Source organism: Selenomonas bovis DSM 23594 (assembly GCF_000381005.1).
Lineage (GTDB): Bacteria > Bacillota > Negativicutes > Selenomonadales > Selenomonadaceae > Selenomonas_C > Selenomonas_C bovis.
In genome coordinates, this window is the sequence record NZ_KB908393.1 from 1 (window position 1) to 26,329 (window position 26,329).

20 protein-coding genes and 1 pseudogene are annotated in these 26,329 nt (G+C 64.7%); 5 read left to right on the top strand and 16 right to left on the bottom strand.

Annotation, left to right across the window (positions count from 1 at the left end; genetic code table 11):
• Window positions 1-449: 449 nt before the first annotated feature.
• The 5 genes from F599_RS0107950 to hemL all read right to left on the bottom strand — a co-directional run bounded on the left by F599_RS0107950 (window position 450) and on the right by hemL (window position 8,872).
• Window positions 450-1,070, bottom strand: coding sequence for a DUF5662 family protein (locus F599_RS0107950; protein WP_019542998.1), 621 nt, complete (start codon window positions 1,068-1,070; stop codon window positions 450-452).
• Window positions 1,070-1,765, bottom strand: a complete 696-nt coding sequence (locus tag F599_RS0107955; RefSeq protein WP_019542999.1) for a hypothetical protein — start codon at window positions 1,763-1,765, stop codon at window positions 1,070-1,072. Before F599_RS0107955 ends, F599_RS0107950 begins: the two co-directional genes overlap by 1 nt.
• A 194-nt stretch (window positions 1,766-1,959) precedes the next feature.
• A complete protein-coding gene (locus F599_RS0107960; protein ID WP_020700543.1) occupies window positions 1,960-5,442 on the bottom strand; it encodes a pullulanase X25 domain-containing protein in 3,483 nt (1,160 codons plus the stop codon).
• Between the two features lie 173 nt (window positions 5,443-5,615).
• Entirely contained in the window at window positions 5,616-7,139 is a 1,524-nt protein-coding gene (locus F599_RS0107965) for an S-layer homology domain-containing protein (protein WP_019543001.1), read from the bottom strand.
• A gap of 413 nt (window positions 7,140-7,552) precedes the next feature.
• Window positions 7,553-8,872, bottom strand: coding sequence for a glutamate-1-semialdehyde 2,1-aminomutase (gene hemL, locus F599_RS0107970; RefSeq protein ID WP_019543002.1), 1,320 nt, complete (start codon window positions 8,870-8,872; stop codon window positions 7,553-7,555).
• Window positions 8,873-8,968: 96 nt separating this feature from the next.
• Between hemL and F599_RS13960 the strand changes: the two genes are divergently transcribed.
• Window positions 8,969-9,694: a DUF134 domain-containing protein gene (locus F599_RS13960; protein ID WP_019543003.1), complete on the top strand. Its 726-nt coding sequence runs from the start codon at window positions 8,969-8,971 to the stop codon at window positions 9,692-9,694.
• Window positions 9,695-9,853: 159 nt separating this feature from the next.
• On the opposite strand, the gene hemB is transcribed toward F599_RS13960, so the two are convergent.
• The 5 genes from hemB to F599_RS0108000 form a co-directional block, all read right to left on the bottom strand.
• Complete coding sequence (gene hemB / locus F599_RS0107980) at window positions 9,854-10,828, bottom strand: porphobilinogen synthase (RefSeq protein ID WP_019543004.1); 975 nt, start codon at window positions 10,826-10,828, stop codon at window positions 9,854-9,856.
• Window positions 10,829-10,880: 52 nt separating this feature from the next.
• Window positions 10,881-12,407: a uroporphyrinogen-III C-methyltransferase gene (gene cobA / locus F599_RS0107985; protein ID WP_019543005.1), complete on the bottom strand. Its 1,527-nt coding sequence runs from the start codon at window positions 12,405-12,407 to the stop codon at window positions 10,881-10,883.
• Between the two features lie 69 nt (window positions 12,408-12,476).
• Complete coding sequence (gene hemC / locus F599_RS0107990; RefSeq protein ID WP_019543006.1) at window positions 12,477-13,418, bottom strand: hydroxymethylbilane synthase; 942 nt, start codon at window positions 13,416-13,418, stop codon at window positions 12,477-12,479.
• Window positions 13,378-14,697 (bottom strand): glutamyl-tRNA reductase, encoded by a 1,320-nt coding sequence (hemA, locus tag F599_RS0107995; RefSeq protein ID WP_019543007.1) that lies wholly within the window; start codon window positions 14,695-14,697, stop codon window positions 13,378-13,380. Before hemA ends, hemC begins: the two co-directional genes overlap by 41 nt.
• The gene (locus F599_RS0108000; protein ID WP_019543008.1) at window positions 14,666-15,307 is read right to left on the bottom strand and encodes a precorrin-2 dehydrogenase/sirohydrochlorin ferrochelatase family protein; all 642 of its coding nucleotides are present in this window, start codon (window positions 15,305-15,307) and stop codon (window positions 14,666-14,668) included. Before F599_RS0108000 ends, hemA begins: the two co-directional genes overlap by 32 nt.
• A 320-nt stretch (window positions 15,308-15,627) precedes the next feature.
• Here F599_RS0108000 and F599_RS0108005 point away from each other — a divergent pair, with 320 nt between their 5' ends.
• Window positions 15,628-17,829 carry a Tex family protein gene (locus F599_RS0108005; RefSeq protein ID WP_019543009.1) on the top strand — a complete coding sequence of 734 codons (2,202 nt, stop codon included), beginning with the start codon at window positions 15,628-15,630 and terminating at the stop codon, window positions 17,827-17,829.
• The gene (locus F599_RS0108010; RefSeq protein ID WP_019543010.1) at window positions 17,826-19,721 is read left to right on the top strand and encodes a nicotinate-nucleotide--dimethylbenzimidazole phosphoribosyltransferase; all 1,896 of its coding nucleotides are present in this window, start codon (window positions 17,826-17,828) and stop codon (window positions 19,719-19,721) included. Before F599_RS0108005 ends, F599_RS0108010 begins: the two co-directional genes overlap by 4 nt.
• Before the next feature lie 173 nt (window positions 19,722-19,894).
• Here the strand turns inward: F599_RS0108010 and F599_RS16055 are convergent.
• A pseudogene (locus F599_RS16055) lies at window positions 19,895-20,173 on the bottom strand (3D domain-containing protein); the annotation flags it as partial.
• Between the two features lie 336 nt (window positions 20,174-20,509).
• On the opposite strand from F599_RS16055, the gene nrdD reads away from it, so the two are divergent.
• The gene (nrdD, locus tag F599_RS0108020; RefSeq protein ID WP_026327899.1) at window positions 20,510-20,794 is read left to right on the top strand and encodes an anaerobic ribonucleoside-triphosphate reductase; all 285 of its coding nucleotides are present in this window, start codon (window positions 20,510-20,512) and stop codon (window positions 20,792-20,794) included.
• Window positions 20,794-21,300, top strand: a complete 507-nt coding sequence (gene nrdG, locus F599_RS0108025) for an anaerobic ribonucleoside-triphosphate reductase activating protein (RefSeq protein ID WP_019543013.1) — start codon at window positions 20,794-20,796, stop codon at window positions 21,298-21,300. The genes nrdD and nrdG overlap by 1 nt, the downstream gene beginning before the upstream one ends.
• 115 nt (window positions 21,301-21,415) lie before the next feature.
• Here nrdG and F599_RS0108030 read toward each other — a convergent pair whose 3' ends face one another.
• Genes F599_RS0108030 through deoC form a run of 5 tightly spaced genes read right to left on the bottom strand, consistent with a single transcriptional unit; the run spans window position 21,416 to window position 26,228 of the window.
• A complete protein-coding gene (locus F599_RS0108030) occupies window positions 21,416-22,615 on the bottom strand; it encodes a NupC/NupG family nucleoside CNT transporter (RefSeq protein WP_019543014.1) in 1,200 nt (399 codons plus the stop codon).
• A 30-nt stretch (window positions 22,616-22,645) separates the two neighbouring features.
• Complete coding sequence (locus F599_RS0108035) at window positions 22,646-23,035, bottom strand: cytidine deaminase (protein WP_019543015.1); 390 nt, start codon at window positions 23,033-23,035, stop codon at window positions 22,646-22,648.
• Window positions 23,032-24,369 (bottom strand): thymidine phosphorylase, encoded by a 1,338-nt coding sequence (locus F599_RS0108040; RefSeq protein ID WP_019543016.1) that lies wholly within the window; start codon window positions 24,367-24,369, stop codon window positions 23,032-23,034. Before F599_RS0108040 ends, F599_RS0108035 begins: the two co-directional genes overlap by 4 nt.
• A gap of 3 nt (window positions 24,370-24,372) precedes the next feature.
• On the bottom strand, window positions 24,373-25,560 hold the full coding sequence (locus tag F599_RS0108045; RefSeq protein WP_019543017.1) for a phosphopentomutase: 1,188 nt from the start codon (window positions 25,558-25,560) through the stop codon (window positions 24,373-24,375).
• Entirely contained in the window at window positions 25,557-26,228 is a 672-nt protein-coding gene (gene deoC, locus F599_RS0108050; RefSeq protein WP_019543018.1) for a deoxyribose-phosphate aldolase, read from the bottom strand. Before deoC ends, F599_RS0108045 begins: the two co-directional genes overlap by 4 nt.
• Window positions 26,229-26,329 lie beyond the last annotated feature (101 nt).

Below are 26,329 nucleotides of genomic sequence, written 5' to 3' on the forward strand. Positions count from 1 at the left end.
TGACCGACTATGATAGACTGAAAAAAGCGAATCACCAACAAAGGTGGCCATAGGTAGTCGAGCTGATGCTCCGATGTAAATCCTAAAAAGAAGGGCGTGATGCTAACGGCATCACGATATAGATGAAAAACAATGTGTTCGCGTTGGCCTTGATTCTCATCATCGCCATCGCCGCGCACTATGGCATCATCGACGAGGACTTCGTCCTCGCCATGATGCAGGCAGTCTTCTGCCGTAAGTAATCCCTTTCGGCGGCATCCCCGCAGCAAGCATGAAAAAAGAAGCTATCGTGCAAAATAGCTTCTCTTTCATAGGGATGTCGGTGGCCATCAGTGTTACCGCACTGTTTGTATGGCCGAAAAAATTTCTTTTCTGCAATACATCGGAGCGGCCGCCTCTTGGTGGTTCGCTCTTTTGTATCTTTAGCGTACCACGATTGCCCGGAAACGTCAATGCCCTTTCACTGGCCCTACGCATGTTTCGTAGATGCGCCGCGTTGCGGCGGGGCGCAGGAGGCTGATGTCCTCTGTCCGTGCGAGCGTGCCGAGCAGCGCCTCGACGAAATCCTTCATCTGCGGCGTCATCGCGACGCCGTTTTTCTTTTTCCGCTGCCACCAGGCGTACTCGCTCGCGAATGTGAACGCGGAGCGGCCGTAGGCGCGTCCCGCCGCGAGGAAGTCGCAGATCATCTCCACCGCGTAGCGGTACGGCATATTCACGGGATGCGCCCCGTGATCGAAATCATCCTGCCACGCCTCGTAGTGATGCAGATTGCGCCCATGATGGTGGATCCACGCGTAGGAAAAACCATCGTTGCGTTTCTTGCAAAGCCAGATGGGCGAGCAAATGCCGTTGTAGTACCGCACGCTCTCGACGAACTCCATGCGCGAGAACTTCGACCAGTCGTGCATAAAGCCCTGCCACGGAATCCCCGCGATGCAGGCGAAACGGAACACCCAGTATTTATGGCGCAGGATCATCCAGGTATGTCCGCAGAGACGCGCGAAAAACGACATACTCTGATTCCGTGCCCAGGCCTCCTGCTCCCGGATCTCGAGCGGATGCACCATCACTGCCACCCCTGGAGCGTCCAGTAGTCCTCGACGCCCTTGACGAGCGGATAGAAAATCTCCTCCGCATTCTCGATCCGCGTGAGCCGGTAGCAGCCATCCTCCGCGGGCTCGAGACGCAGGCGCAGCGTGAGCTGCGGCACGAGCCTGCCGTAGTCGCTCTCATCGCCCCTGACCGTCACCTGCGCGACGGCCGCGCCCTCCTCGCGCCGCACGCTGTCGACACGCGCCGTATAGTGATCGGCGAACTTCCCGCACTCCGTCGCGAGCCAATGCGCCTCGCCGTCCGTGCGGCTCACCGGCGTCAGATCCGGCTGCAGATAGAAGTCCAGCACACGCCGCAGGAGCGCGAGATCCTCCGCGCGCCGCGCGGCGATATACGACTGCATGAACGCCGTATCGTGACGGAAAAACCAGTCATTCGGATAGAGCGCCGCGAGCTTCTCGATATCGCGCGCGAGGATCGCCGTTCCCTCGTCGTAGCTCGCGGGCAGCAGCTCATCGACCGCCACATAGCGCGCAAGCTCCGCCTCATCGCGCCCCTCGATCGCCTGCGCGATCCTGCCGAGCGCATACTCCGGCGTCTCCCGCGCCGACTGCGCATAACTGAGCCCGCCGAAAAGCAGCACGAGCAGCCCCAGCACCATGCCGAGCGCCAGGCGGCCAGGCCGCCATCGCCGCACATCAGATTTCATGACAACGCCTCCTCAATATTTTCTTCATTATATCATGATATCCCTCACTGGCAAGCCCGCACGGGAAATATCCCTCCCGCCGCCCCGGAAAGCGCGCACCAAAAAAAGCACGGCCGCTGCCGATAGCGACAGCCGCCGTGCTTTCCTGTATCCTATATGCTATGAAACACGCAAAACGTCTTGCCAGACCTGCATCAGCCGACGAGCATCATGGCCTGATTCTCACCCATCGGCAGCGTCAGCGTGCCATCCGTGACGGTAAAGCTCTTGCCAGAGATCTGATCCTTGAGGACCGTGCCGTTCGCGATCTTCACAGTGAGCGTGACCTCCTCGGCCTTGCCGTTGTTGAGCGCGACAACGCCGACCTTGCCGGAGCCGTCGACAGCCGTACGCTGATAGACATAGATGTTATCCTGTGCGAGGAGCGTATCAACATCGCCGAGCGCGAATACCGCCTTGTTGTTGTTGCGCACGGAGATGATCTTCTGATAGAACTTGATCAGCTCCTTGTCCTCCTTGCCCCACGGATACGTGCGGCGGCAGTCAGGATCCTTCGAGCCGAACTGGCCAGCCTCATCGCCGTAGTAAATCGTCGGCATGCCGGGATAGCCCATCTCGAACGCGGCCGCCATCTTCAGGCGCGCCTTGCCGAGATTGTAGTCGAAATCGCTCTTCGTCGGCTGCAGGACATTGTCCTTGCCGCCGCCGTAGAGATAGATCGCGCGCGCCGTATCATGGCTGTCGACGATATTCATGAGATCGTAGAGCGCCTGCTTCGGATAGTTCTGACGCAGCTGCGTGAGCACATCGTCGCTGTCCTGCGCCTTGCCGCCCATGACGAAACGCATGATCGCATCGGAGAGCTTGTAGTTCATCACGGAGTCCATCGTGTCGCCCATGAAGAACTGCGAGCCATCCTGCCAGATCTCGCCGAGCAGCAGCGGCTCATCGCCATTCTGCGTCTTGATGGACTTCACCTCGTCGCGGACATCCGCCCAGAATCCCGGCGGAACCTCCTTCGCGACATCGAGACGCCAGCCGGAGAGGCCGTAGTCGAACCACTTCATGATGACGCCCTTTTCGCCGTCCTTGCCATAGAGCAGATAGTCGCCGAGATCCGTATGCTTCGGCGTCGTTGCAGAGTAGCCCGGGAAATCCTTGTCGCGGAACGGCGCGAGGCTCGAGAAGCCCTGCCAGCTATGGTAGTCGTACTTCGGGCCCATCTCATCCGTCGCCTTGACATTCTTGATATCAAACCAGTTCTCCCAGTGCCACGGGCTGAACACCTGACCCTCAGCCTCGAGCTCCTTCTTCGCCTCGACCTTCGCCTGCGCCTCCGTGAGCTTCTTCGTGTTCATGAGATCGTAGATCTTGCTCCAGTACTCATACGCACCGACCGTCTTATACTTGCCATAGCGGTCGAAATAGATGGAGTCGTCACCGATATGGTTGTACACGCCATCCATGATGAGATGCATGCCGCGCTTCTTCATCTCCGCGGCAAGCTTCGAGAGATCGTCAAAATTGCCAAGGAACGGATCGACAGAGCCGTAGTCACGCGCATCGTAGCGATGGTTCGACGACGCCGCGTAGATCGGGTTCACATAGATCGCCGTGATGCCGAGCTTCTGCAGATAGTCGAGCTTCTGCGTGATGCCGGCGAGGTCGCCGCCGAAGAAATCGTTGCAATCCCACTTGTCGCCGTCCGCCGCGCCGGCGTTCGAGTTCGCCGGCAGCGCCGTCCAGGCGCGGTGCTGCACCGGCTGCGGGCCGCGTGCCGTCGTGCGCGCATTGTCGTTCGACTTGTCGCCGTTGAAGAAACGATCCGGGAAGATCTGGTAGCAGACAGCTTCCTTCGCCCAATCCGGCGTTTCATAGCCCTTCTTGAAGCAAGTGATCTGGAAGTACTTCGTGCCCGTGAGCTTGAGCTCGCCCGTGCCGCCCGTCTTCGTATCGTCGCCGTACTCCTTCGTATCGTTGAGCACGAACTTATAGCCATAGATGCCATAGCTCTGCGGCGTGAACGTCACCTGCCAGACATCCGAGCCATCCTCTTTGCCGACCTTCGTCATCTGGTAGTACGTCGTCGTGCCAGACTCATAGTCCGGGTTGTACTCGTCGCCGCCCTTCGCCGTCATGGCGGCCTTCGTCACCATGAGCTTCGCCGTCGAGACATTGCCAGCCGCCGTCTTGATCTTCAGCGTGACCGGCGTGCCCTCGGAGACAGCGCCCCACGGGCTGCGCATCTGCGTGCTCCAGCTGTCGTGGACGACCTTGTCCGCGCGGATGCTGCCGTCGTCCGCGATGATGCGCTTGTGCGGCGCGTCATAGTAGAACGCCACCGTACCCGCCTTCGCGATGTGGATGGGCTGCGAGACAGGCGCCTGGCCTGCCTGCGTGATCGTCGCCGTATAGTCGCCGACTGCCACCTTTGCATCCGTCTCGTAGAGATTCGACAGCATGAGATCGTACATCGTGCCGTCCTCGATGCCCGGGATGCCGGAGATCACCGGCAGTTCCTCCTTCGTGAGCATCTTGTAGCTATGGCTGTCCGCGATGCGGTGCGTCTTGTCGTTGTAGTAGAACGTGACCGTCTCCGGCTTGTCGAGCGTCATTGCGACATTCGCGCCGTCAGCGATACCGCCGAGGCCGTAGTTCTCCGCCCAGGAGCCGTTGATCGCGATCTTGTAGTTGTACGTGCCGGCCGGCATGTTCTTGATCGTGAACGTATAGAAGCCATGATCGCCCGCCGTCATCTTCGTCGCCATATCGGAGGGCGCCCACTTCGCGCCCGCGCCGCCGAGCGTCTGCAGATCGCCGCAGAGCACGATATCGCGCTGGTTCGCGAACTTCGCCTGCTCCGCATCCTTGCCCTCGTAGTCGTAGGAGACCACATGCGTCTTCTCATCGTAGGTGAACGTCACCTCATGATCCGCCGCGAGGCGCAGCGGGATGTTACCGCCGTTCGCCTGGCCGTCCTTGCCGTAGTTCAGATCCCACGAGCCGCCGACAGCCACCTTGAAATCATAATTGCCCTTCTTGATGAGGCCCGTGATGACGCGATGGCCGTTGCCGTCGGACTTCATGATCGTCTTCGGATCGGAGGGATCCCAGTCCTTCGCGGCACCGAGCGGCGTCTGCACCGTGCCGACGAGCACGACGTCATCCTTCTGCACCGCACCCGCCGGACGCGGTGCCTCGGCCTCCTTTGCGGCAGCAGCAGAGGCCGCCGCCTGGCCCTCGAACGTCGCCGTCGTCTCATGCGTCACGCTGTCATACGTGAACGTCACCTCGGCATCCTGCGGCAGCGAGAGCTTCATATTCGCACCGTCCGCGGCGCCGTCAGCACCGTAGTTCTCGTTCCACGAGCCGCCGATGGCGATCTTGTACTCGTAGTTGCCCTTCTTGAGCTTGCCCTTGAACTGGTACTTGCCATCGCCGATCGGCTTCATCTTCGTCTTGGCATCAGCAGGTGCCCAGTCATTGCCTGCGCCGAACTTCGTCTGCACTGTGCCGACGAGCACGACATCATCAGGACCGACCGACTCCCCAGCCTCAGCAACCGACATGGAGAATGCCTGCGGCACGACCGCCTGCGGTGCCGTATATGGCGCCGCGAAGAGGCCGAGCGTGAGGGACATGCCGATGGCAACACTTAAAGATTTCTTACGGTTCATAAGAATGTACCCCTTTCCCTTAAAAGGAACCCCTTAAAAAGCCTTGAACTAAGATAATTTATTCTTTACAAAAGAAAACGGGCGCCTCTGGGAGCAGAACTCCCAGAAGCAACTCCCGTCTTCTTTCTGTATTCGTTTTTATTCCACGAGGGATTCAAGCCGCGAGGCTCAGATCAGAAGTGGAAGTCGAGCCAGCTGCGGAGGATGTGGCGGCTATAATCGCCACCGGCATGGCTCCAGCCTTCTTTGAGGTGCGGTGCCCACATCGTCTCCCATTCGACGTTCTTGTACGGAACGAGTTTGAAGCCGTAGTACCAGCCCTTCGTGCCGTTTGCACCGACCGGCTCACGCGTCGTCCACTCATCATCATGACCGAGGTCAGCCATCACGCCGAGCTCCATCCATTTTGCGTAAACGCCCCACGAACCCTTCTTGTTCAGATCCGTGCCGCGATAGTCAATACGGACAGCGATGTCGCGATCAGCATGCGTACCTTCGAACCATGCGTTGCCATGTGCATTGGACTTCACAAGAGAACCCGTGATAGCGAGGTCTTTCAACGGACGAACCTTCAAGTCAACACCATAGAAGTTCGTTGCCTTCGTCCAGTAGCCATTGCCATTATCCGTGTCACTGTCATGCGCTACGACACGAGAATATGCGAGGTTGGCATCGATGTACTTGCCGAGCGGGCCCCAGAAATTGAGCGTGCCGACCACAGGGTTGCGCCAATAGTGTCCGACAACATCCACTTTATCCGTGGTAGGATTGTAAACATACGATGTACCATCATAAGAAGCCCAGTCGGAAGAACTCTTCCAATATTGTGCGCTCATCCACCAGCCATGGCCGCCCTCAATCGGATGGTACGTCGCGATACCGTCAACCTGTCCACCGAGCATGAGGTTCTGCATGCCGATGCCGTTCCATTTACGACCGATGTTCGTGTACCAATTGTGCTGCGGGCCGAGCTGGAGTTCCACCCAGATGTTCGAAATCGAACCGTTATGGTTGTCATCGCCGAGGATGCTGTCTTTATTCAACGTGGAAAGGCGACGGTTCTCATAAGAATACGTCGTTTTGCCCGACGAATCGGTATGCGGTACCAGAACGCCAACTTTATTTGAGTTCGTGTACTCTTTTTCGCGGTAATGCGCATTCTTCTCAACCGTGAAGCGCGCCACTGCATAATCGTTGATCTTCATGGAGCCTTCGAGATCCATATAGAAGCGATTGTTGTACGTGCCGCTACGACCGTTATTCACAAGACCGTTGTCATCACCGGCCTGCACGCGCGCCATGCCCCAGACCTTGAACTTATCCGTCTTGGCGTTGAGGTCCTTGATGGCCTTCGTGTTCGCGTTGACCTGCTTGGAGAGCGTTGCGAGCTCGCTGCCGTACTCCTTCTCGAGTTTCTCGAGGACTGCCTGGTCGCCGACGCCGAGGTTGCCCTTCTGCATCGCCTTTGCGACGATGGAAGCCATCTCATAGCGCGTCATCGTGCGGTTGCCCTGGAACGTGCCGTCGCCCATGCCATCGATCACGCCGTCTTTGGCGAGATAGTCGAGCGCGTCATACGCCCAATGGCCCTGCGGCACATCGCTGAAGCTATCAGCGCCGTCAGCAGCGAATGCCGTGCCGGAGATGCCGAGCGTCAGGCCGAGCAGGAGTGCAGTTGCTTTCTTGTTGAGTTTCATAGAACTACTTCCTTTCCCCGAGGAGCCGCGATGCGTCTCCTCACCCCTGAGATAGAATGAATCCTTCATCGAAACGATCAAGCCGCCGCACTGTCTCTCCATGTTCCGGCAGTCCTAGCCTTTCTCTCTCGTTTCTTATTGCATTATAGCATTTGCCCCAACGGATATGGTGCGAAGTCGTGAACCGTAGTACAACGGACGTATATTGTTACACACCCCCAGGCAAACCTCGCCAACCCCGTTTGCGCCCATCCTTGCAGTAAGTCCAGCCAATCGCGTTGCGCCTGCGGCTTGTGTTCCTGAGGATTTACATAGAAATAAGGCGCTGCCAGCCTCATCCAGAGGATGGCAGCGCCTTGCATCTGTCATCGCCATGCGACAACGTAAAACGCAGCAACGTGTCAAAGTTCCCTTTATCGCCGACTCGCCGCGACGGCGGCGAAGGCTTTGCCCGCGGCCTCGATCGTGCGGTCGATGTCTTCGTCGGTGTGCGCGCCGCTCATGAAGAGCGTCTCGAACTGGCTCGGCGCGAGGTAGATGCCCTGCTCGAGCATGGACTTGAACCAGACCTTGAACGCTTCCTGGTCGGAGGCGCAGGAGTCGTCGAAGTTCCAGACCTCGTGTTCGTTGAAAAAGATGCCGAACATGCTGCCCGCCTGGTGTGCCTGGATGGCGACGCCGGCCTTTTTCGCCTGCTCCTGCCAGCCGAGCAGGAGTTTTTTCGTCTTGAGCGTGAGCATGCGGCTGTAATCCGGCTCGCCCGGCTCCGGCTCAGCGGTGATAATTTTCAGCGTCTCGACGCCCGCCGTCATGGCGAGCGGATTGCCGGAGAGCGTGCCTGCCTGATAGACGGGGCCAGACGGAGAGATCTCCTGCATGATGTCGCGGCGTCCGCCGTAGGCCGCGACGGGCAGGCCGCCGCCGATGATCTTGCCGAGGCAGGTGAGGTCCGGCGTGATGCCGTAGGCGGCCTGCGCGCCACCGAGGGAGGCGCGGAAACCGCACATGACCTCGTCGAAGATGAGCAGAGCGCCGTGCGCTGCCGTGAGCTCGCGCAGCTTGCGCAGATAGCCCTGCTTCGGCGGCACGCAGCCCATGTTGCCCGCGACAGGCTCGACGATGACGGCGGCGATCTCGTCGCCCATCTCGTCCATGACCTTTTCGATGGCCGCAGCGTCATTGTACGGCACGGTGACAGTGTCCTTCGCCGTGCCCTTCGTGACGCCCGGCGAGCTCGGCACGCCGAACGTCGCCATGCCGCTGCCGGCACTCACGAGCAGGCTGTCGCTGTGGCCGTGGTAGCAGCCGATGAACTTGACGATTTTCTCACGGCCCGTGTAGCCGCGCGCGAGGCGCAGCGCGCTCATCGTCGCCTCGGTGCCGGAGTTGACCATGCGGATGAGCTCGATGGAGGGATAGACCTGCTGCACGAGCTTCGCGAGCTCGGACTCGATGACGGTCGGTGCGCCGTAGCTCGTACCGCGCGTCACGGCCTCCTGCAGCGCCTTGACGACATTCGGATGGGCATGGCCGACGACCATCGGCCCCCAGGAGCCGACGTAGTCGATGTATTCGTTGCCGTCGATGTCGAAGATACGGTCGCCCTCAGCACGCGCGATGAACGGCGGGTTGCAGTCAACATTCGCGTAGGAGCGCACGGGGCTGTTGACGCCGCCCGGCATGAGCTGCTTGGCCTCCTCGAAGGCCGCGAGGGATTTTTCCAAATGAAGCATACTGATTCCTCCCAAGTTATTGACATATGTCATGAATTATCGTATGATGCAGTTAATGACATATGTCAATAACTGTTATGTAAAAGGGGTATTCCTATGGCAAGACCATGCAAGAAGCGCCGCATCTGCCAGTTGCCGCGCTGCACCGCGTTCCGCCCGCAGGGCACATCCGAGCGTCCGACCGTCCGTCTCACGCTCGAGGAGTTCGAGTGCCTGCGCCTTATGGATTACGAGGGGCTGACGCAGGCGGCTTGCGCGGCGCAGCTCGGCGTCGCGCGCACGACGGCGCAGGCGCTCTACCAATCGGCGCGCGTGCGGCTCACCGCGGCGCTCGTCGAGGGACGGCCGCTCGTCATCGAGGGCGGCAGCTATGAGCTCTGCCCGTGCACGAGCGCGGCTTCCTGCGCGCCTGCCTTTTGCCCCAAGAGACAGAAAGGAGTCTTTCCCATGAAAATCGGCATTCCTTACGATGAAAGCACGCAGCAGATCTTCCAGCATTTCGGCAAGACCGCGGCGTTCAAGATCTATACGGTCGCGGACGGCGCCGTGCAGTCGAGCGAGGTCGTGACGACCGGCGGCCAGCTGCACGAGGGCGCGGCCCAGCTGCTCGCAACGCACGGCGTCGATACCGTCATCTGCGGCGGCGTCGGCGGCGGCATGCAGATGGCGCTCACGCAGGCGGGCATCCGCTTCTATAGCGGCGTGCAGGGCGCGGCGGACGCTGCCGCAGAGGCTCTGCTCGCCGGGAACCTCGCCTACGATCCCGCGGCGCGCGGCTGCCAGCACCACCATGAGCACGGCTGCGGACACGCGCACGCGTGAGCGGCGGGCGCGCGCATGACGCGGCCGCACGGCGGATTCCCTGCGGCGCCGCGCCCTCGTCAGAGGAACGACCAACGCGCCGCGCGGGCTGCTGCATCGCGTACATAGGAAAGGGGATTGCGCCCAGAGAGCGCAATCCTCTTTTTCTTTTTCTTTACCTTATTCCTTGAGCCATTTCGCCGCGTCGATGGCGTGGTAGGTGATGATGATGTCCGCGCCCGCGCGCTTCATGCTCGTGAGCGTCTCGAGGACGATGCGTTTCTCGTCGATCCAGCCGTTCGCCGCGGCCGCCTTGACCATCGCGTATTCGCCGCTGACGTTGTAGGTCGCGACGGGGAAATTGATGCGGTCGCGCACCTCGCGCACGATGTCGAGGTAGGCGAGCGCCGGCTTGACCATGATGATGTCCGCGCCCTCGGCGATGTCGAGGTCGACCTCCTTGAGGGCCTCGCGGCGGTTCGCGGGATCCATCTGGTACTGGCGGCGGTCGCCGAACTGCGGCGCGCTGTCGGCGGCGTCGCGGAACGGGCCGTAGTAGCCGGAGGCGTATTTGACAGCGTAGCTCATGATGGAGGTGTTCTCGAAGCCCTTTTCATCGAGCGCGGCGCGGATGGCGGCGACGCGGCCGTCCATCATGTCGGAGGGCGCGATGATGTCGGCGCCCGCCTCTGCCTGCGAGACGGCGACTTTCTGCAGGAGGGAGAGCGTCTTGTCGTTGTCGACGTAGTGCCCTTCGAGGTGGCCGCAGTGGCCGTGCGTCGTGTACTGGCAGAGGCAGACGTCGCCGACGATCATGAGCTCCGGCACAGCCTTCTTGATGGCGGCCTCGGCACGCTGCACGGGGCTCGTCATGTCCCAGGCGGAGCTGCCGTCCGCGTCCTTGTACTCCGGCAGCCCGAAGACCTCGACGGCAGGAATGCCGAGCGAGGCGAGCTCCTTCGCGAGCTCGACGGCGTTGTCGACGGAGAGATGGTAGCAGCCGGGCATGCTCGGGATCTCCTCGCGGACGTTCGTGCCCGGCACGACGAAGATCGGATAGACGAAGTCCTTGACGGAGAGCGTCGTCTCCTGTACCATCGCGCGCATGGCGGGCGTGATGCGCATGCGGCGCGGACGAAGTTTCTGTTCAAACATGGTGATGCTTCCTTTCTTTAGGGAACCGTTGATGGCAGCGGTGTCTCTGGTCTCAGTCCTCGGGCGCGGCGTCCGCCGCGATGGCCCGTGTGAGGCCCGCGATGGTGTATTCCTCCGCGACGAGCGCAGGCTCGATGCCGAGCTCCCGTGCGGTCTCAGCCGTGACGGGGCCGATGCAGGCGGCGCGCGTATGCGCGAGCGGCGCGCTGCCGCCGAGGATTTTGGCGAGGTTCCTCACGGTCGAGGAGCTCGTGAAGGTCACATAGTCATACGCGCCCGCCGCGAGCTCAGCCGCGAGCGCCTCGCCGTCCGCCGCCGCGGCCTCCGTGCGGTAGACGGGTGCGACGTCGACCGTCGCGCCGAGCGCGCGCAGGCCGTCGGGGAGCACCTCGCGCGCCTGCTCCGCGCGCGGCAGCAGCACGCGCGCGTGCGGCGGCAGCTTGCCCTTGAGCGCGGCGACCACGCCCTCGGCGCGGAACTCCTCGGGGACGACATCGGCGCGGATACCGTACTCACGGAGCTTCGCGGCCGTCGCCGTGCCGATGGCCGCGACCTGCGCGTAGCCGAGCGCACGCGCGTCCTTCCCCGCCGCCGCGAGCCGCGCGAAGAACGCGCTGACGCCGTTCGCGCTCGTGAAGACGAGCCACTGATAGTCCATGAGCGTGCCGATGGCCGCGTCGATGGCTGCGTAGCCGTCCGCAGGCGGCGCGATGCGGATGGCGGGGACCTCGCGCACCTCGGCGCCGAGTTCCTCGAGCGCCGCCGTGAGCCGCGAGGCCTGGCTGCGCGCGCGCGTGACGAGCACGCGCCGTCCGAAGAGCGGCCGCTGGCTCAGGCGGTCGAACCACTGGAGCCTGTCGCGCAGCTTCACGACATCGCCGACGAGGAAGATGGCGGGCGGCTTGAGCCCCGCGCGCTGCACATCCTCCGCCGCGCGGCCGACCGTCGTCACGAGCACGCGCTGCTCCGGCTTCGTGCCCCAGCGAATGACGGCCGCGGGGGTATCGGCGCTGCGGCCGTTCTCGATGAGCTTCTGCGTGATGCGCGGCAGGTTCGCAACGCCCATGAGGAATACGAGCGTATCGACGCCCGTCGCGAGCTTGTCCCAGCGCATGTTGCTCCCGCCCTTCGTCGGATCCTCGTGTCCCGTGACGACGGCGAACGAGGTCGCGACGGCGCGGTGCGTGACGGGGATGCCCGCATAGGCGGGCACGGAGATGGCGGAGGTGACGCCCGGCACGATCTCGAACGGGATGCCCTTTTCCTCGAGCAGCAGGCCCTCCTCGCCGCCGCGCCCGAAAACGAAGGGATCGCCGCCCTTGAGTCTCACGACGGTCTTGCCCTCCTGCGCCTTCGCCGCGAGCAACGCGCTGATGTCCTCCTGGCGCATCGTGTGATGGGAGGATGCCTTGCCGACGTAGATGCGCTCCGCATCCGCGGGCGCCCAGGCGAGGATGCGTTCATCCGCGAGGCGGTCGTAGACGACGACCTCCGCCCGCTTGAGACACTCGATGCCCTTGAGCGTAATCAGTCGATAATCTCCGGGGCCGGCCCCCACTAAGTATACCATGCCTTTCATGCGCAATCTCCTTTTTATCTCAATCACAGCGCCCCGCAAGCCGGACGCCTCCGCTTCCTTTTTTTGGAATCACTGCCGGTCGAGCAGCAGGCCGAGCTCATGCAGGACATCGAGCCCGCCCGCCGCAAGCAGCTGGTCGGCAAGCTCCGTGCCGAGCGCCGCCGCGTCCGCTGCCGCGCCCTCGAGACGGCTTCGGTAGAGCCGCCTGCCGTCGAGCGAGGCGATGACTGCCTCGACCGCGATGCCCGCCGCCGCAGGCTGCGCGTAGACGCCGACGGGCACCTGGCAGCCGCCCTCGACGCGCGCGAGAAAAGCCCGCTCCGCGCGCGCGCAGGCCGTCGTGCCCGCATCGGCGAGGAACGCGACGCGCTCCCGCACCGCCGCGTCCGCCGCGCGCGTCTCGATGGCGAGCGCGCCCTGGCCGACGGCCGGCAGCAGGAGCTGCTGCGGCAGGACCTCGCGGATGCGCTCCGCAAAGCCGAGCCGCTTCAGGCCCGCGACGGCGAGCACGGCGGCGTCATATTCGCCCGCATCGAGCTTCGCGAGGCGCGTGTTCACGTTGCCGCGCAGGTCGCGGATCGTGAGGTCGGAGCGCGCGTGCAGGAGCTGCGCGCGGCGGCGCAGGCTCGACGTGCCAATGGCGGCGCCCGCGGGCAGCGCCGCGAGCGACGCGTAGCGGTTGCTCACGAAGGCGTCGCCCGGGTCGGCGCGCTCCGTGATGGCCGCGATGGCGAGTCCCTCGGGAACCTCCGTCGGCATATCCTTCAGGCTGTGCACGGCGAGGTCGATCTCGCCTGCGAGCATCGCCTGCTCGAGCTCCTTGGTGAAGAGCCCCTTGCCGCCGATCTTCGCGAGCGGCGCGTCGAGGATCTTGTCGCCCTTCGTCGTCATGAGACGTTTCTCGACGGTGAGCTCGGGGTACGCCTCGCGCAGGCGCGCCGCGACGTAGTCCGCCTGCCAGAGCGCAAGCTTACTGCTCCTCGTGCCGATAATGATGGTGTCGCATTTCACTTGTTCCCGTTCCCCCTAACGTATCGAGCTTGAAGAGCGCGCGCATCGCGTCGATGTAGAACTGCTCGTGCTCCGTGCCCGCGGATTTTCTCAGCTTGATCATGGGCATGCGCAGGATCTTGCGCACGATCATCTGCGTCATGTGGTCGATATGACGCCAGTGCTCCTTGTCGAGCTCGCCGATCTTCGAGTGCCAGCGCCGCATCTCGCGCTCGCGGATGCGCTCGCAGCGATCGGAGAGCAGCGCCATGAGCGGGCGCAGCGAGAGATAGCGGAACCGGTCCTCGAGGGAGGCGACCTCCTCCTCGATGATGGCGTCCGCCGCCTTGGCCTCCTCGCGCCGCTCCGCCCGGTGCTCGTCGACGACGGCCTCGAGCGCATCGATGTTGTAGAGCGTCACGCCACGGATCTCACTGACCTCAGGGTCGACGTCACGCGGCACGGCGATGTCGATGAAGAAGACCGGCCGCCCGCGCCGCTTCGTCATGAACTGCTGCGTCTCCCACGCCTTGACGACGTAGTGCGGCGCGCCCGTCGAGGTCACGATGACATCGGCGTCGAGCGAGTGGCGCAGCGCCCCCTCGAAGGGGATCGCCTCGCCGCCAAAGCGCGCGGCGAGCTCTGCAGCGCGCTCCATGTGCCTGTTCGCGACATAGATGAGGGAGATGCCGTGCGCGACGAGATGCTGCGCCGTGAGCTCCGCCATCTTGCCCGCGCCGAAAATCAGCGCGTGGCGTCCCTCGAGGCCGCCGAGCTTCTCGCTCGCGAGCTCGACGGCGGCGTAGCTCACCGACACCGAGTTGTACTGGATGCGCGTCTCCGCACGCACGCGCTTGCCCGTCTTGATCGCGCGGTGCATGAGCGTGTTGAGCACGGTGCTCGTCGCGCTCGCCTCGCGCGCGAGCGCGTAGGCCTCCTTGACCTGCGAGAGAATCTGTCCCTCGCCGAGCACGAGAGAGTCGAGGCTCGCGGCGACGCGGAACAGATGGCGGACGCAGTCCTCATCCAGATAGGTGTAGAGATATGCGTCGATGTCCTCCTCGTTGCCCGCGAGGTCGAAAAAGAACTGCTTGAGCGACGCAAGGTCGTCCGCCGCCGACTCGACGACGGCGTAGATCTCGCTGCGGTTGCAGGTCGAGAGCACGACGGCCTCGTTCACGCCGTCGTAGTCGCCGAGGTTCGCGAGCCCCTGCCGCACGGCGCTCTTGGGAATCGCGAACTGCTCGCGCACCGCGACGGGCGCCGTCTTATGATTCAGTCCGAAACAAATGAGCTGCATGTCTGATTCTTTCCTCCGCTTCCTCGCTGCGTCCCTGCCGCACCATGTCCAGGATCTCCGCGCTCATGGCGCGCCGCCAGAACGCCTCCCGCGCACGCGCTGTGCCCGTCTCCGCCTTGAGCTCCCGCCGCACGGCCGCGAGGCGCTCGAGCCAGTCGCCGAGCGCCTCGGGGTAGAGCGTCTCGAGCTGGGCGCGGATGGCGCGCGAGAGCGCGGGCGAAAGGCCGTCCGTCGATACCGTGAGCAGGAGCCGTCCGCGCGCGAGGCTCGCCGGAACCGTGAAGTCCGAGAGCTCCGGCTGCGCGGGCGCGTTGACGAGCACGCCGCGCGCCTTCGCTGCCCGCGCCGCCGCCTCGTTCGCCGCGCGGTCGTCCGTCGCGCAGACGACGAGGAACATGCCCGCAAGCATCGTCTCCTCGTAGCAGCGCGCGCGCCAGCACAGGCGTCCCGCGGCCGCGAGATCCGCGAGCTCCTCCGTGAGGCGCGGCGCGGCGACCGTCACGGCCGCCTCCGCGCGCAGCAGCGTGCGCGCCTTGCGCAGCGCCACGGGGCCGCCGCCCAGTACGAGGCACGGCCGCCCCTTCATCTCGAGATTCATCGCGTATTTCATACCAGCCTCCGCAAACATGAACGGCATTCGCTATTCGAGTGATTACTTTTGTCTATTGTACCGCGCAAAAATTCCGCCGTCAATCGTTCCCGCGCGCTTTGCCCGCCTTTTCCCGCGGCGGAGATGCGACGCCGCGCCATCGCCTCAGAGCTTTGCCGCGCTGGCAAAGCTATCCTCTTCTTTCGTCATTATGCTATAATGGAGGTATTTCACGGCGGCGCACGGGACGCGTGCCGGTGCGCCGCGTTTCCAGGAACGGACAGGCTGCCGCCCTCCGCCCCTGGTTTCGCAGAGAACATACCAGCAACCGAGGTACTATAATGAAAGAAGCAAACATCCCTTCCCATATCGCAGCGGAGCTCGGCATCCGCACGCAGCAGGCCGCGAAGGCCATCGAGCTGCTCGACGCGGGCAACACCGTGCCGTTCATCGCGCGCTACCGCAAGGAGGCGACGGGCTCGCTCGAGGACGAGCAGCTCCGCGTCCTCGAGGAGCGCCTCGCCTACCTGCGCGGCCTCGTCAAGCGTCAGGAGGAAATCATAAAGGCCATCGACGCGCAGGGAAAGCTCACGGATGAGCTGCGCACGGCCATCGAGGGCGCGGCGAAGCTGCAGGAGCTCGAGGATCTCTACCTCCCCTACAAGCAGAAGCGCCGCACGCGGGCGCAGCAGGCGCGCGAGCGCGGGCTCGAGCCGCTCGCGAACGCCATGCTCTTGCAGACGGAGCGCGACGGCGATGCCCTCGCCTACGCCGCCGCCTTCATCGACGCGGCCAAGGGCGTGGCGACCGCGGAGGACGCACTCGCCGGCGCGCGCGACATCGTCGCGGAGACGGCCGCGGAGGACGCGGGCCTGCGCAGCGAGATGCGCAAGCGCCTCTGGCAGGCTGGCACGCTGCGCACGGAGCTCAGCCCGGACACGGCGGAGAGCGAGGAGGCGCAGACGTTCCTCATGTACGCGGACTACGCGGAGCCCGTGCGCACGCTGCCCTCGCACCGCATCCTCGCCATCAACCGCGGCGAGAAGAAAGGCCTCCTGCGCGTCCGCCTCGACATCGACCACGAGGCGGCCGTCGACAAGCTCTTCGCTCATTTCTACCGCCGCCGCTCCATCTTCACGGACGAGCTGCGCGCGGCGCTCGCGGACGGCGAGAAACGCCTGCTCTTCCCCGCACTCGAGCGCGAGATCCGCGGCCAGCTCACGGAAAGCGCCGAGGCGCAGGCCATCCATATCTTCGGCGCGAATCTCCGGCAGCTCCTCCTGCAGCCGCCGCTCGCGGGCCGCGTCGTCATGGGGCTCGATCCCGGCTACCGCACGGGCTGCAAGATGGCCGTCGTCGACGCGACAGGCCGCGTGCTCGTGCACGGCGTGCTCCAGCTCACGAAGAGCGAGGCGGAGCGCGCGGCGTCCGCGCAGACCGTGCTCGACCTCATCGCGCGCCATCACGTCACGCTGCTCTCCATCGGCAACGGCACCGCCTCCTACGAGACGGAGCAGTTCGCGGCGAACCTCATCGCCGCGCACCACCTCACGGACGTCCACTACCTCATCACGAACGAGGCCGGCGCCTCCGTCTACTCCGCCTCGCGCCTTGCGAAGGAGGAACTGCCGGACTACGACGTCACCATCCGCGGTGCCGTCTCCATCGCGCGCCGCGTGCAGGACCCGCTCGCCGAGCTCGTGAAGATCGACCCGCAGGCCATCGGCGTCGGCCAGTACCAGCACGACGTCGACCAGCGCGCGCTCAGCCGCTCTCTCGACAGCGTCATCGAGGCCGCCGTCAACCACGTCGGCGTCGATCTCAACACCGCGAGCCCCGCGCTCCTCTCGCACGTCGCGGGCATCACGGCGACGACGGCGAAGAACATCGTCGCCTACCGCGACGCGCACGGGCGCTTCGGCGGACGGCGCGAGCTCCTGAAGGTCGCGCGCCTCGGTCCCGCCGCCTTCACACAGTGCGCGGGCTTCCTGCGCATCGCGGACGCCGCCTCGCCGCTCGACAACACGCCCGTCCACCCGGAGTCCTACGAGCTCGCGGCAGACCTCCTGGGCCTGCTCGGCTTCACCGTCGCCGACCTCCGCGACAGGGAAAAGCTCGCGCTGCTCGCGCAAAAGCGCGCCAAAGCCGACGAGCGCGCACTCGCGCGAGAGCTCGGCGCAGGCGTGCCGACCGTCCACGACATCCTCGACGCACTCGTGAGCCCGGGGCGCGACCCGCGCGCGGATCTTCCCGCACCGCTCACGCGCCAGGCCATCGTGAAGCTCTCCGACATCCAGCCGGGCACGATCCTGCGCGGCACCGTGCGCAACGTCACGGACTTCGGCGCTTTCGTCGACATCGGCATCAAGACGGCGGGGCTCATCCATATCTCCGAGCTCAGCCGTCGGCGCGTCAGGCATCCGCTCGACGTCGTCTCTGTCGGCGAGACGCTCGACGTCCTGGTCATCAGCGTCGATGAGAAGCGCGGCCGCATCGGCCTCTCCCTCAAACAGCTCCCGAAAGGAAAGGAGGCGCGCGCATGAGCCTGCTCGAAACGACCATCGCCAGCATCCAGCCGGCAAACGAACCCGCTGCAGCGGAAGCGGCGACGCTGCTCGACACCGCCTTCCCCGGCCTCCCCGCCGACGCGCTCGGCGCGCTCCTGCTGCGCTACCTGCGCGCGACGGGAAAGAGCGCGCCCGAGGCGCTGCGCCGCTGCACCATCCTCTGCTGCGCCGACCACGGCGTCGCCGCCGAGGGCGTCAGCGCCTACCCGCCCGAGACGACCGTCCAGATGACGGCGAACTACCTGCTCTCACAGGGCGCCGCAGCAAATGCCTTCGCCGCCTACGCCGCCTCCGACCTCCTCGTCGTCGACCTCGGCATCGCCGCTGATACCGGCGGCATCCCGGGGCTCGTCGACTACAAGATCGCGCGCGGCACGAAGAACATGGCCCAGGGCCCCGCGATGACGCGCGACGAGGCGCGCCGCGCCGTCGAGACGGGCATCAAGATCGCCGCCGCCATCGCTGCGCAGGGCTACACCTGTTTCCTGCCCGGCGAGATGGGCATCGCCAATACGACGGCGAGCGCCTGCATCGCCGCGACGCTCTGCGATCTCACGCCCGAGCAGGCCACGGGACGCGGCACGAACATCTCCAACGAGCGCCTCAGGAAGAAAGTCAGCATCGTCGCGCGCGCCCTCGCGGTCAATGCGCCCGACGCGCGCGACGGGCTCGACGTGCTCGCCAAGGTCGGCGGCTTCGAGCTCGGCGCGATTGCGGGCATCATGCTCGGCGCGGCCGCGCACCACGCCGTCACCATCCTCGACGGCTTCAACAGCAGCGCCGCCGCCCTCATCGCGCAGGCGCTCGCCCCGAGCGTCACCGACTATCTGCTGCCCTCTCATCAGGGCGGCGAGCGCGCCCACGGCGCCGCGCTCAGGAAGCTCGGCCTCACGCCGCATCTCTTCCTCGACCTCAGGCTTGGCGAGGCCTGCGGCTCCTCCATCACCTCGCGCTTCCTCGGCCTCGCGCTCACGATGCTCGCGGCCCTCCGCGAGGGACACGCACCCTCGGAGGACGACATCTCGCTCGAGGTCATGCCCGCGCAGGCGCCGAAGGTCACGGACAAGACATTCAATTTCTACCTGCGCACGATGCCGGAGCTCGACAAGAGCGCGATGGCCGTCTGCCAGGGACGGCTCGACCACCTCGCCAAGCCGCTCTACAGCCTCGGCCACCTCGAGAGCATCGCCGCCGAGCTCGCGGGCATCTCCTGTGAGGAGCGCCCGGACAAGGACATCGGGCAGGCGCTGCTGCTTTTCGGCACGCAGGGCCTGCCGGACGCCGAAAGCATCGCGCTCGCCGCGGCCTCCCATGATATCTGCATGCCGCTCACGCTCGGCCGCCTGCGCGAGGGCCTGCCGCCGACCGCCGGCTTTGACTTCGGCCGCGTGACGGCGGAGGACATCACGTTCGACACGCTGCTGCTCGGGCTCGGCCTCACGGGCGACATCGAGGATGAGCTCACAGCGGCGCTCTGCACGGAGGACGGCGGCCTGCGCTACGCGCCGGAGGAGTTCCTCGCGCACGTGCCGGAGCACCTGCGCCTCACCGTCTCCGCACTCGTCGGCGCCATCGTCGCCGCTGCTCACAACAGCAGCCTCATCCTGCCCGCGGACGCCGCGACCGACCTCGTCGCGCGCTACACCGAGCTGCTCGCGAAGGACGCGCGCCCCTACATCCTCCACACGGGCGACCTCCTCGCCCTCGGCCGGACGCGCCCCGGCGTCACCGCCTGCGCGAGCGCTCTCATCGTCCGCGCCGCCCTCTCCGTCCTCTGCGATATGAAGACCTTCGCCGAGACGAAAGTCGCCCCCGCAAACGACGGCCCGGGCAAGGAACGGCAAAAAGCAGGCACCGCAGGCGCCTGAGCGGCCGCTGTACCGAAAGCGATGCCGGCCGCAATATCTTCCCCCACAGGCCTGCGATACCGGTACACCCGCCGCACCGGTATCGCAGGCCGCCCGCGGGCAAAGCGAAAGCGCGGGGCGCAGCAGACATTCCTCTGCCGCGCCCCGCGCTTTCCTCTGCATAGATCCCCATGCTATTCTAAAAGATAGATCTCGATATTCTGACGCCCGAACATCAGCGCCTCCTCATGCGTATCAAACGCCACATCGATCATGTAGCCCTGAATGCCCCAGCCGATGTCCTCCGCGACCGCCTCGCCGTAGCCGGGGATGAAGACGCGCGACCCGAGCGGAATCACCGACGGATCCACAGCGATCACGCCATGGCGCACGAGCGTCCCGCTCGCCGTGTAGGCCGAGTTCCCCGGATCCTGCGCGCTGTACGCCGTCGCCGTCACATACAGCGCGCGGCCCTCCGCCGCGTCCGCGCCCGCAGGCAGACCGATGAGCAGCAGCGCCGCCAGGACGAATCCCCAAAACTTCCTTCGATACACACGCATCATCTCCTCAAAAGCACGCATTTTCTCTATGGGGAAATGCCCATTTTATCAGCATTTTCCTCTTTATTTTTCTCATTCTATCATATTCCCTTGTGGGCGGTCAAGAATCCGCTGCCCGCGGCCAGCGGCTGTTATCCACAATTTTATCAACATCTTGTGCACATATTGACGAGTGCAACCACATGTTGTATAATGCAAAGGCAATCAGGAGAGAACCACACAAGTGGTACGATAGAAAGGATGAGCCTCATGGTAGTGAACGGAACGGACGTCAGCGTCAAGGGAATCCCCGACATCTCCGAAGCGGAGATCATGAACTATATCGACTATGTACAGGAAAAGACGGAGGAGCCGGTCGACGCCATCTCCATCACGCGCCGCGCGGACGGCACCGTCGCGCTCGACTATCAGCTGCGCCCGCAGAAGTTCGAACGCATCCGCCGCATCACGGGCTACCTCGTCGGCACGATCGACCGCTGGAACGACGCGAAGCGCGCCGAGGAGCACGACCGCGTCAAGCACGGCCTGCACTGATGGAGCTCAACATCGCCGGGATCGTCGACGACTCCATCGTCGACGGCGACGGCTGCCGCCTCACGGTCTTCGTGCAGGGCTGCCACCGCCGCTGCCACGGCTGCCAGAACCCGGAGACACAGCCGATGGAGGGCGGCCGCCGCATCGACACAGCGGACATCCTCGCCAAGGTCAAGGCCAATCCCCTGCTCGCGGGCGTCACGTTCAGCGGCGGCGAGCCCTTCCTGCAGCCGGCGCCGCTCGCCGCGCTCGCGCGCGCGGTTCACGCACTCGGGCTCGACGTCTGGAGTTACAGCGGCTTCACGCTCGACGAGCTCCTCGCGCGCGCCGAGAAGGACAAGGCGACAGCCGCGCTCCTCAACGAGATCGACGTCCTCGTCGACGGCCCCTACGAGGAGGCGGAGCGCGACCTCACGCTCCACTTCCGCGGCTCGCGCAACCAGCGCGTCATCGACATGAACGCGACGCGCAAGGCGAAAAAGATCCAACTTCTCTATGAAGACTAAGGAATCCAAAAAGAGACATGTGACAAGCACCAGCCTGTCGCATGTCTCTTTTTTCCTGCGGAAATATCAACTTCTCGGGAGAAACGCGAAGGTCTCCCTCCGCGAGATGCCGATTTCACCAGATGAACAGCCCCGCGACGCCGGCACTCAGCAGCGAGACGAGAATGCCGGAGAGGAGGATGTAGCCGACATTGCGGCTGATGAGCTCATTCTTGCTCTCATCGACCATGCTCTTGAAGCAGCCGATGATCATGCCGAGCGTGCCGAAATTGGCGAACGAGGTGACGAAGACCGTGAGCACGCCCTGCAGGTGGCGGCTGAACGTCGGCAGCTGATCCTTCACGGCGAGCATGACGACGAACTCGTTCGTGACGAGCTTCGTGCCCATGTGCTGCGCGAGCAGGAACGCCTCATCGGCATCGAGGCCCATGAGCCAGGCGAACGGGAACATGATGCAGCCGAGAATGCTCTCGAGCGAGACCGCAGGCGAGACGAGCGCGAGCAGCATGTCGATGAACTTCGCGAGCGAGACGAAGCAGATGACCGTCGCGCAGATGATGAGCACGAGCCGCCCCGCGCCGAGGATGGAGGAGCTCAGGAACGCGAAGAACGGCTCGCGCTCCCGCCCGCCCTCGCCGACGCGCGCGACGGTGTCCTCCGCCTCGGAGATTTTGACGGGATGCAGGATGTTCGTGACGATGAGCGCGTTGATGACGTTGAGCGGCACGGCCGTGAGGATGAACTCCGCGGGCAGCATCGTCGTGTAGACGCCGATGAGCGCGGCCGTCACGCAGCTCATCGACATCATCGCGAGCGTGAGGCAGCGATCCGCCTTCATGCGCGAGAGCTGCAGGCTCGAGACCGCGAGCGCCTCCGTGTTGCCGAGGAACATCATCTCGATGGCGAAGAACGACTCGAACTTCGGCTCCCGCGTGAGCAGCGCGAGCAGCTTGCCGATCCACTTGATGACGAACGGCAGGATGCCGAGATACGTGAGGATGTCGAAGAGCGGCACGACGAAGAGGATCGGCAGCAGCACGGCCGTGAAGAAATTCATCTGCTCGACGTGCACCCAGTCGGGGAACGCAAACGCGATGCCCTCGTAGGCGACGTGCACGAGCCAGGTGAAGCCCGCCGCCGCCCAGAGCACGAGCTCGCGCCCGACGGAGAACGAGGTGAGGAACCACGCGAGCACGACGTTGAGCGCGAGCAGCACGCCCACGCTGCGCCAGGCGATCTCGCGGCGTTTCTTGGAAAAGAGCACGGCAATCACGAGAAAGACCGCGATGCCCAGGATATTGATGATCAGATACATGAAAGACTCCTATCTATTCTCTATCTTACTTCAGCCGAGATCGCTCTCCGAAAAGGCGAAGGGCAAGAGCTCCGCGAGCGTGACCTCCCGCGCCTCGCCCTTGAGGTTCCCCATGAGGATGCGCGGGATATGGAACTCGCTGATGGCCTGGCGGCACATGCCGCAGGGCGCGCAGGGGCCGTCGGTGTCAGCGACGACCGCGAGCGCCTCGATGTCGCGCTCACCCTCGCTGACCGCCTTGAAAATCGCCGTGCGCTCGGCGCAGCAGGCGACGGGATAGCTGGCGTTCTCGATGTTGCAGCCGCCGTAGACGTGGCCCGCGCGCGTGAGCACAGCCGCGCCGACCTTGAAATGCGAGTACGGCGCGTAGGCGCGCAGGCGGTACGCCTGCGCGACCTCCATGAGTTCTGCGTCCGTCATCCGTTCTCACCTCCATAGCGCTCGACGCCCTCCGGCGTGACGCGCGCGAAGATGAGCGGGCGCGGCGCCGGCCGCGTCTCACCGATCGTGATGGCAGCGCCGTAGCGCTGCGCTGCCTCCGCGAGCGTCTCCTGCCGCGAGGTGCAGAGCGTCGCGAGCGGCTCGCCCGCCTGCACCGCATCGCCGTATTTCCGATGCAGGATGAGTCCCGCGGCGGGGTCGATGACGCTCTCCTTCGTCTCGCGGCCCGCGCCGAGCACGACGGACACCTCGCCGATGGCCTCCGCGTCCATGCGCGTGACGAACCCCGCGCGCGGCGCGCAGACCTCGCGCGAGAACGGAGCCGCCTCGAAGTCCGCCTCCCCCGTCAGGACGCGCGCGTCGCCGCCCTGCGCGCGCACCATGCGGCAGAGCGTCGCGAGCGCCGAGCCGTCCGCGATGGCGCGCTCCGCCATCGCGCGGCAGGCCGCGGGCGTCCCCTTGCCGATGAGGAAGAGCATATTCGCCGCGAGCGCGAGCGAGACCTCCCGGAGGTCAGCAGGCCCCTCCCCGCGCAGCACCGCCACAGACTCCCGCACCTCGATGCTGTTGCCGATGCCGCAGCCGAGCGGCACATCCATATCCGTGATGAGCGCGACCGTGCGTCTGCCCGCCGCCTCACCGATGGCGACCATCGTCTGCGCGAGGCGGATGGCGTCCTCCTGCGTCTTCATGAACGCGCCCGAGCCGGTCTTGACATCGAGCAGGATGGCGCTCGCGCCGGCCGCGAGCTTCTTGCTCATGATGGAGGACGCGATGAGCGGGATGCTGTCGACCGTCGCCGTCACATCGCGCAGCGCGTAGAGCTTCTTGTCCGCGGGCGCGAGGTTCCCCGACTGGCCGATGAGCGAGATGCCGCAGGTCTCGACCGTATGGAAGAACTCCTCGCGCGTGAGCTCCGTGCGGTAGCCCGGGATCGCGGCGAGCTTGTCCACCGTGCCGCCCGTATGGCCGAGGCCGCGCCCGCTCATCTTCGCGATCTTGCCGCCGCAAGCTGCGACGATGGGGCAGGCGATGAGCGTCGTCTTATCGCCGACGCCGCCCGTCGAGTGCTTATCCACCGTTTTCCCTGCAATCGCCGAGAGGTCGATCTGGTCGCCCGAGCGCGCCATGACCTGCGTGAGCACCGCCGTCTCGCGATCCGTCATGCCGGAGAACCAGATGGCCATGAGCATCGCCGACATCTGATAGTCGGGAATCTCGCCTTTTACATAGCCCTCGATCATGAACGCGATCTCCTCGTCCGTGAGCGCCGCGCCGTGCTTTTTCTTCGTGATGAGGTCATACATGTGCATCGCTCACGCCTCCTCTCTGACGAGGCGCGGCAGCAGGCTCTCACCCTTCGTCTTGAGATCCGCGCCAAAGATATCCGCGATCGTCGCGCCGATCATCGCGAACGTCGGATACGTGCCGAGATTCGCGCCCTGGCGGATGCCGCTCCCGTAGACGAGCAGCGGCACGTACTCACGCGTGTGGTCCGTGCCCGGCGCGCCGGGATCGCAGCCGTGATCCGCCGTGATCATGAGCACGTCATCCTCGCGCATGCGGCTGAGGAACGTGCCGAGCTGTGCGTCGAACTCCGTCGCCGCGCGCGCGTAGCCCTCGATGTCGCGGCGATGGCCGTACGCCATGTCGAAATCGACGAGGTTGACGAACGCGAGCCCCGTGAACTCCTCGTCCTGGAGCGCGAGCGTCTTCTCCATGCCGTCGCGGTTGTCCTTGTTGATGCCGAGCGTGCGGCTCACGCTGCGCCCCGCGAAGATATCCGATATCTTGCCCACGCCGATGGTCGCGAGCCCCTTGCGCGCGAGCGCGTCGAGCACCGTATCGCCCGTCGGGTCGAGGGAGAAATCATGGCGGCGCGGCGTGCGCGTGTAGTTCGGCCAGGTGCCGACATAGGGACGCGCGATGACGCGGCCGACGCCGTGCTCGCCCTGCATGATGCGGCGCGCCATGCGGCAGTATTCATAGAGCTGCTCGACCGGCACATCGTCCTCATGCGCCGCGATCTGCAGCACGCTGTCCGCCGACGTATAGACGATGAGACCGCCCGTCTCCTTCTGCTCGCGGCCGTAGTCGTGGATGACCTGCGTACCCGAGTAGGGCTTGTTGCAGAGCACTTTCCTGCCGAACGCCTGCTCGAGCCGCGCGATGACCTCCGGCGGAAAGCCGTCAGGATACGTCGGCATGGGCCGCTCCGACACGATGCCCGCGATCTCCCAGTGGCCCGTCGTCGTATCCTTGCCGCGCGAGAGCTCTCGCAGGCGCGCGAACGCGCCGAGCGGCGCGCTCACAGGCGCGCCGCAGCCCACGCCGTCGATGTTGAAAAGACCGAGCTGCGCGAGGTGCGGCGTCGCGTACGCGGGCGACGCCGCGATCGTGCGCAGCGTATTCACGTCGCCGTCGCCGAACTCCGCAGCGTCCGGCTCCGCGCCGATGCCGAAGCTGTCAAGGACGATCAAAAACACACGCTTACATGCTTTCATTTCTCCTGTTCCTCCTCCCATGCGTCTTTGAGCACTGCAACGGCGCTGCTCGCGCCGAGGCGGTCGCAGCCCGCCGCGAGGAACGCCTCCATCTCCGCGCGCGTATGGATGCCGCCCGCGGCCTTCATCTTGACGCCCGCCCCGATGTGCGCGCGGAAGAGCGCGATATCCTCGAGCGTCGCCCCCTGCGGGCCGAATCCCGTCGAGGTCTTGATATAGTCGGCGCCGCCCTCCGTCACGGCGCGGCACGCCGCGATCTTCTCCTCGCGCGTGAGGAAGCACGTCTCGACGATGACCTTGAGCACACGCTCGCCGCAGAGCGCCTTGAGCGCGCGGATCTCGTCCGTCACGTACTTTTCATCGCCCGCCTTGAGCATGCCGATATTGATCACCATGTCGATCTCCGCCGCGCCGTCCGCGAGCGCCTGCGCCGTCTCCGCGAGCTTCGCAGCCGTCGACGCGTTGCCGTTCGGGAAGCCGACGACCGTCGCCACCTTCAGCCGCGCCCCGTAGATGCGCGCGAGCCGCGCGACATAGCACGACGGCACCATCACCGTCGCCGTGCCGTAGCGGATGGCCTCCTCCGCCACGCGCTGCATCTGCGCCCAGGTCGCCGTCTGCTTGAGCAGCGTATGATCCACATGGGATAAGATATCTTTTGCCTTCATGTCTCTCCCTCTTTCTCCAAAAATTCGCGAAACCGCGCAAACTCTTTCTTCCATTATAGCGTATTCCCGCGCCCCTGCGCAAAAAAAGCATCCGCAGCCGA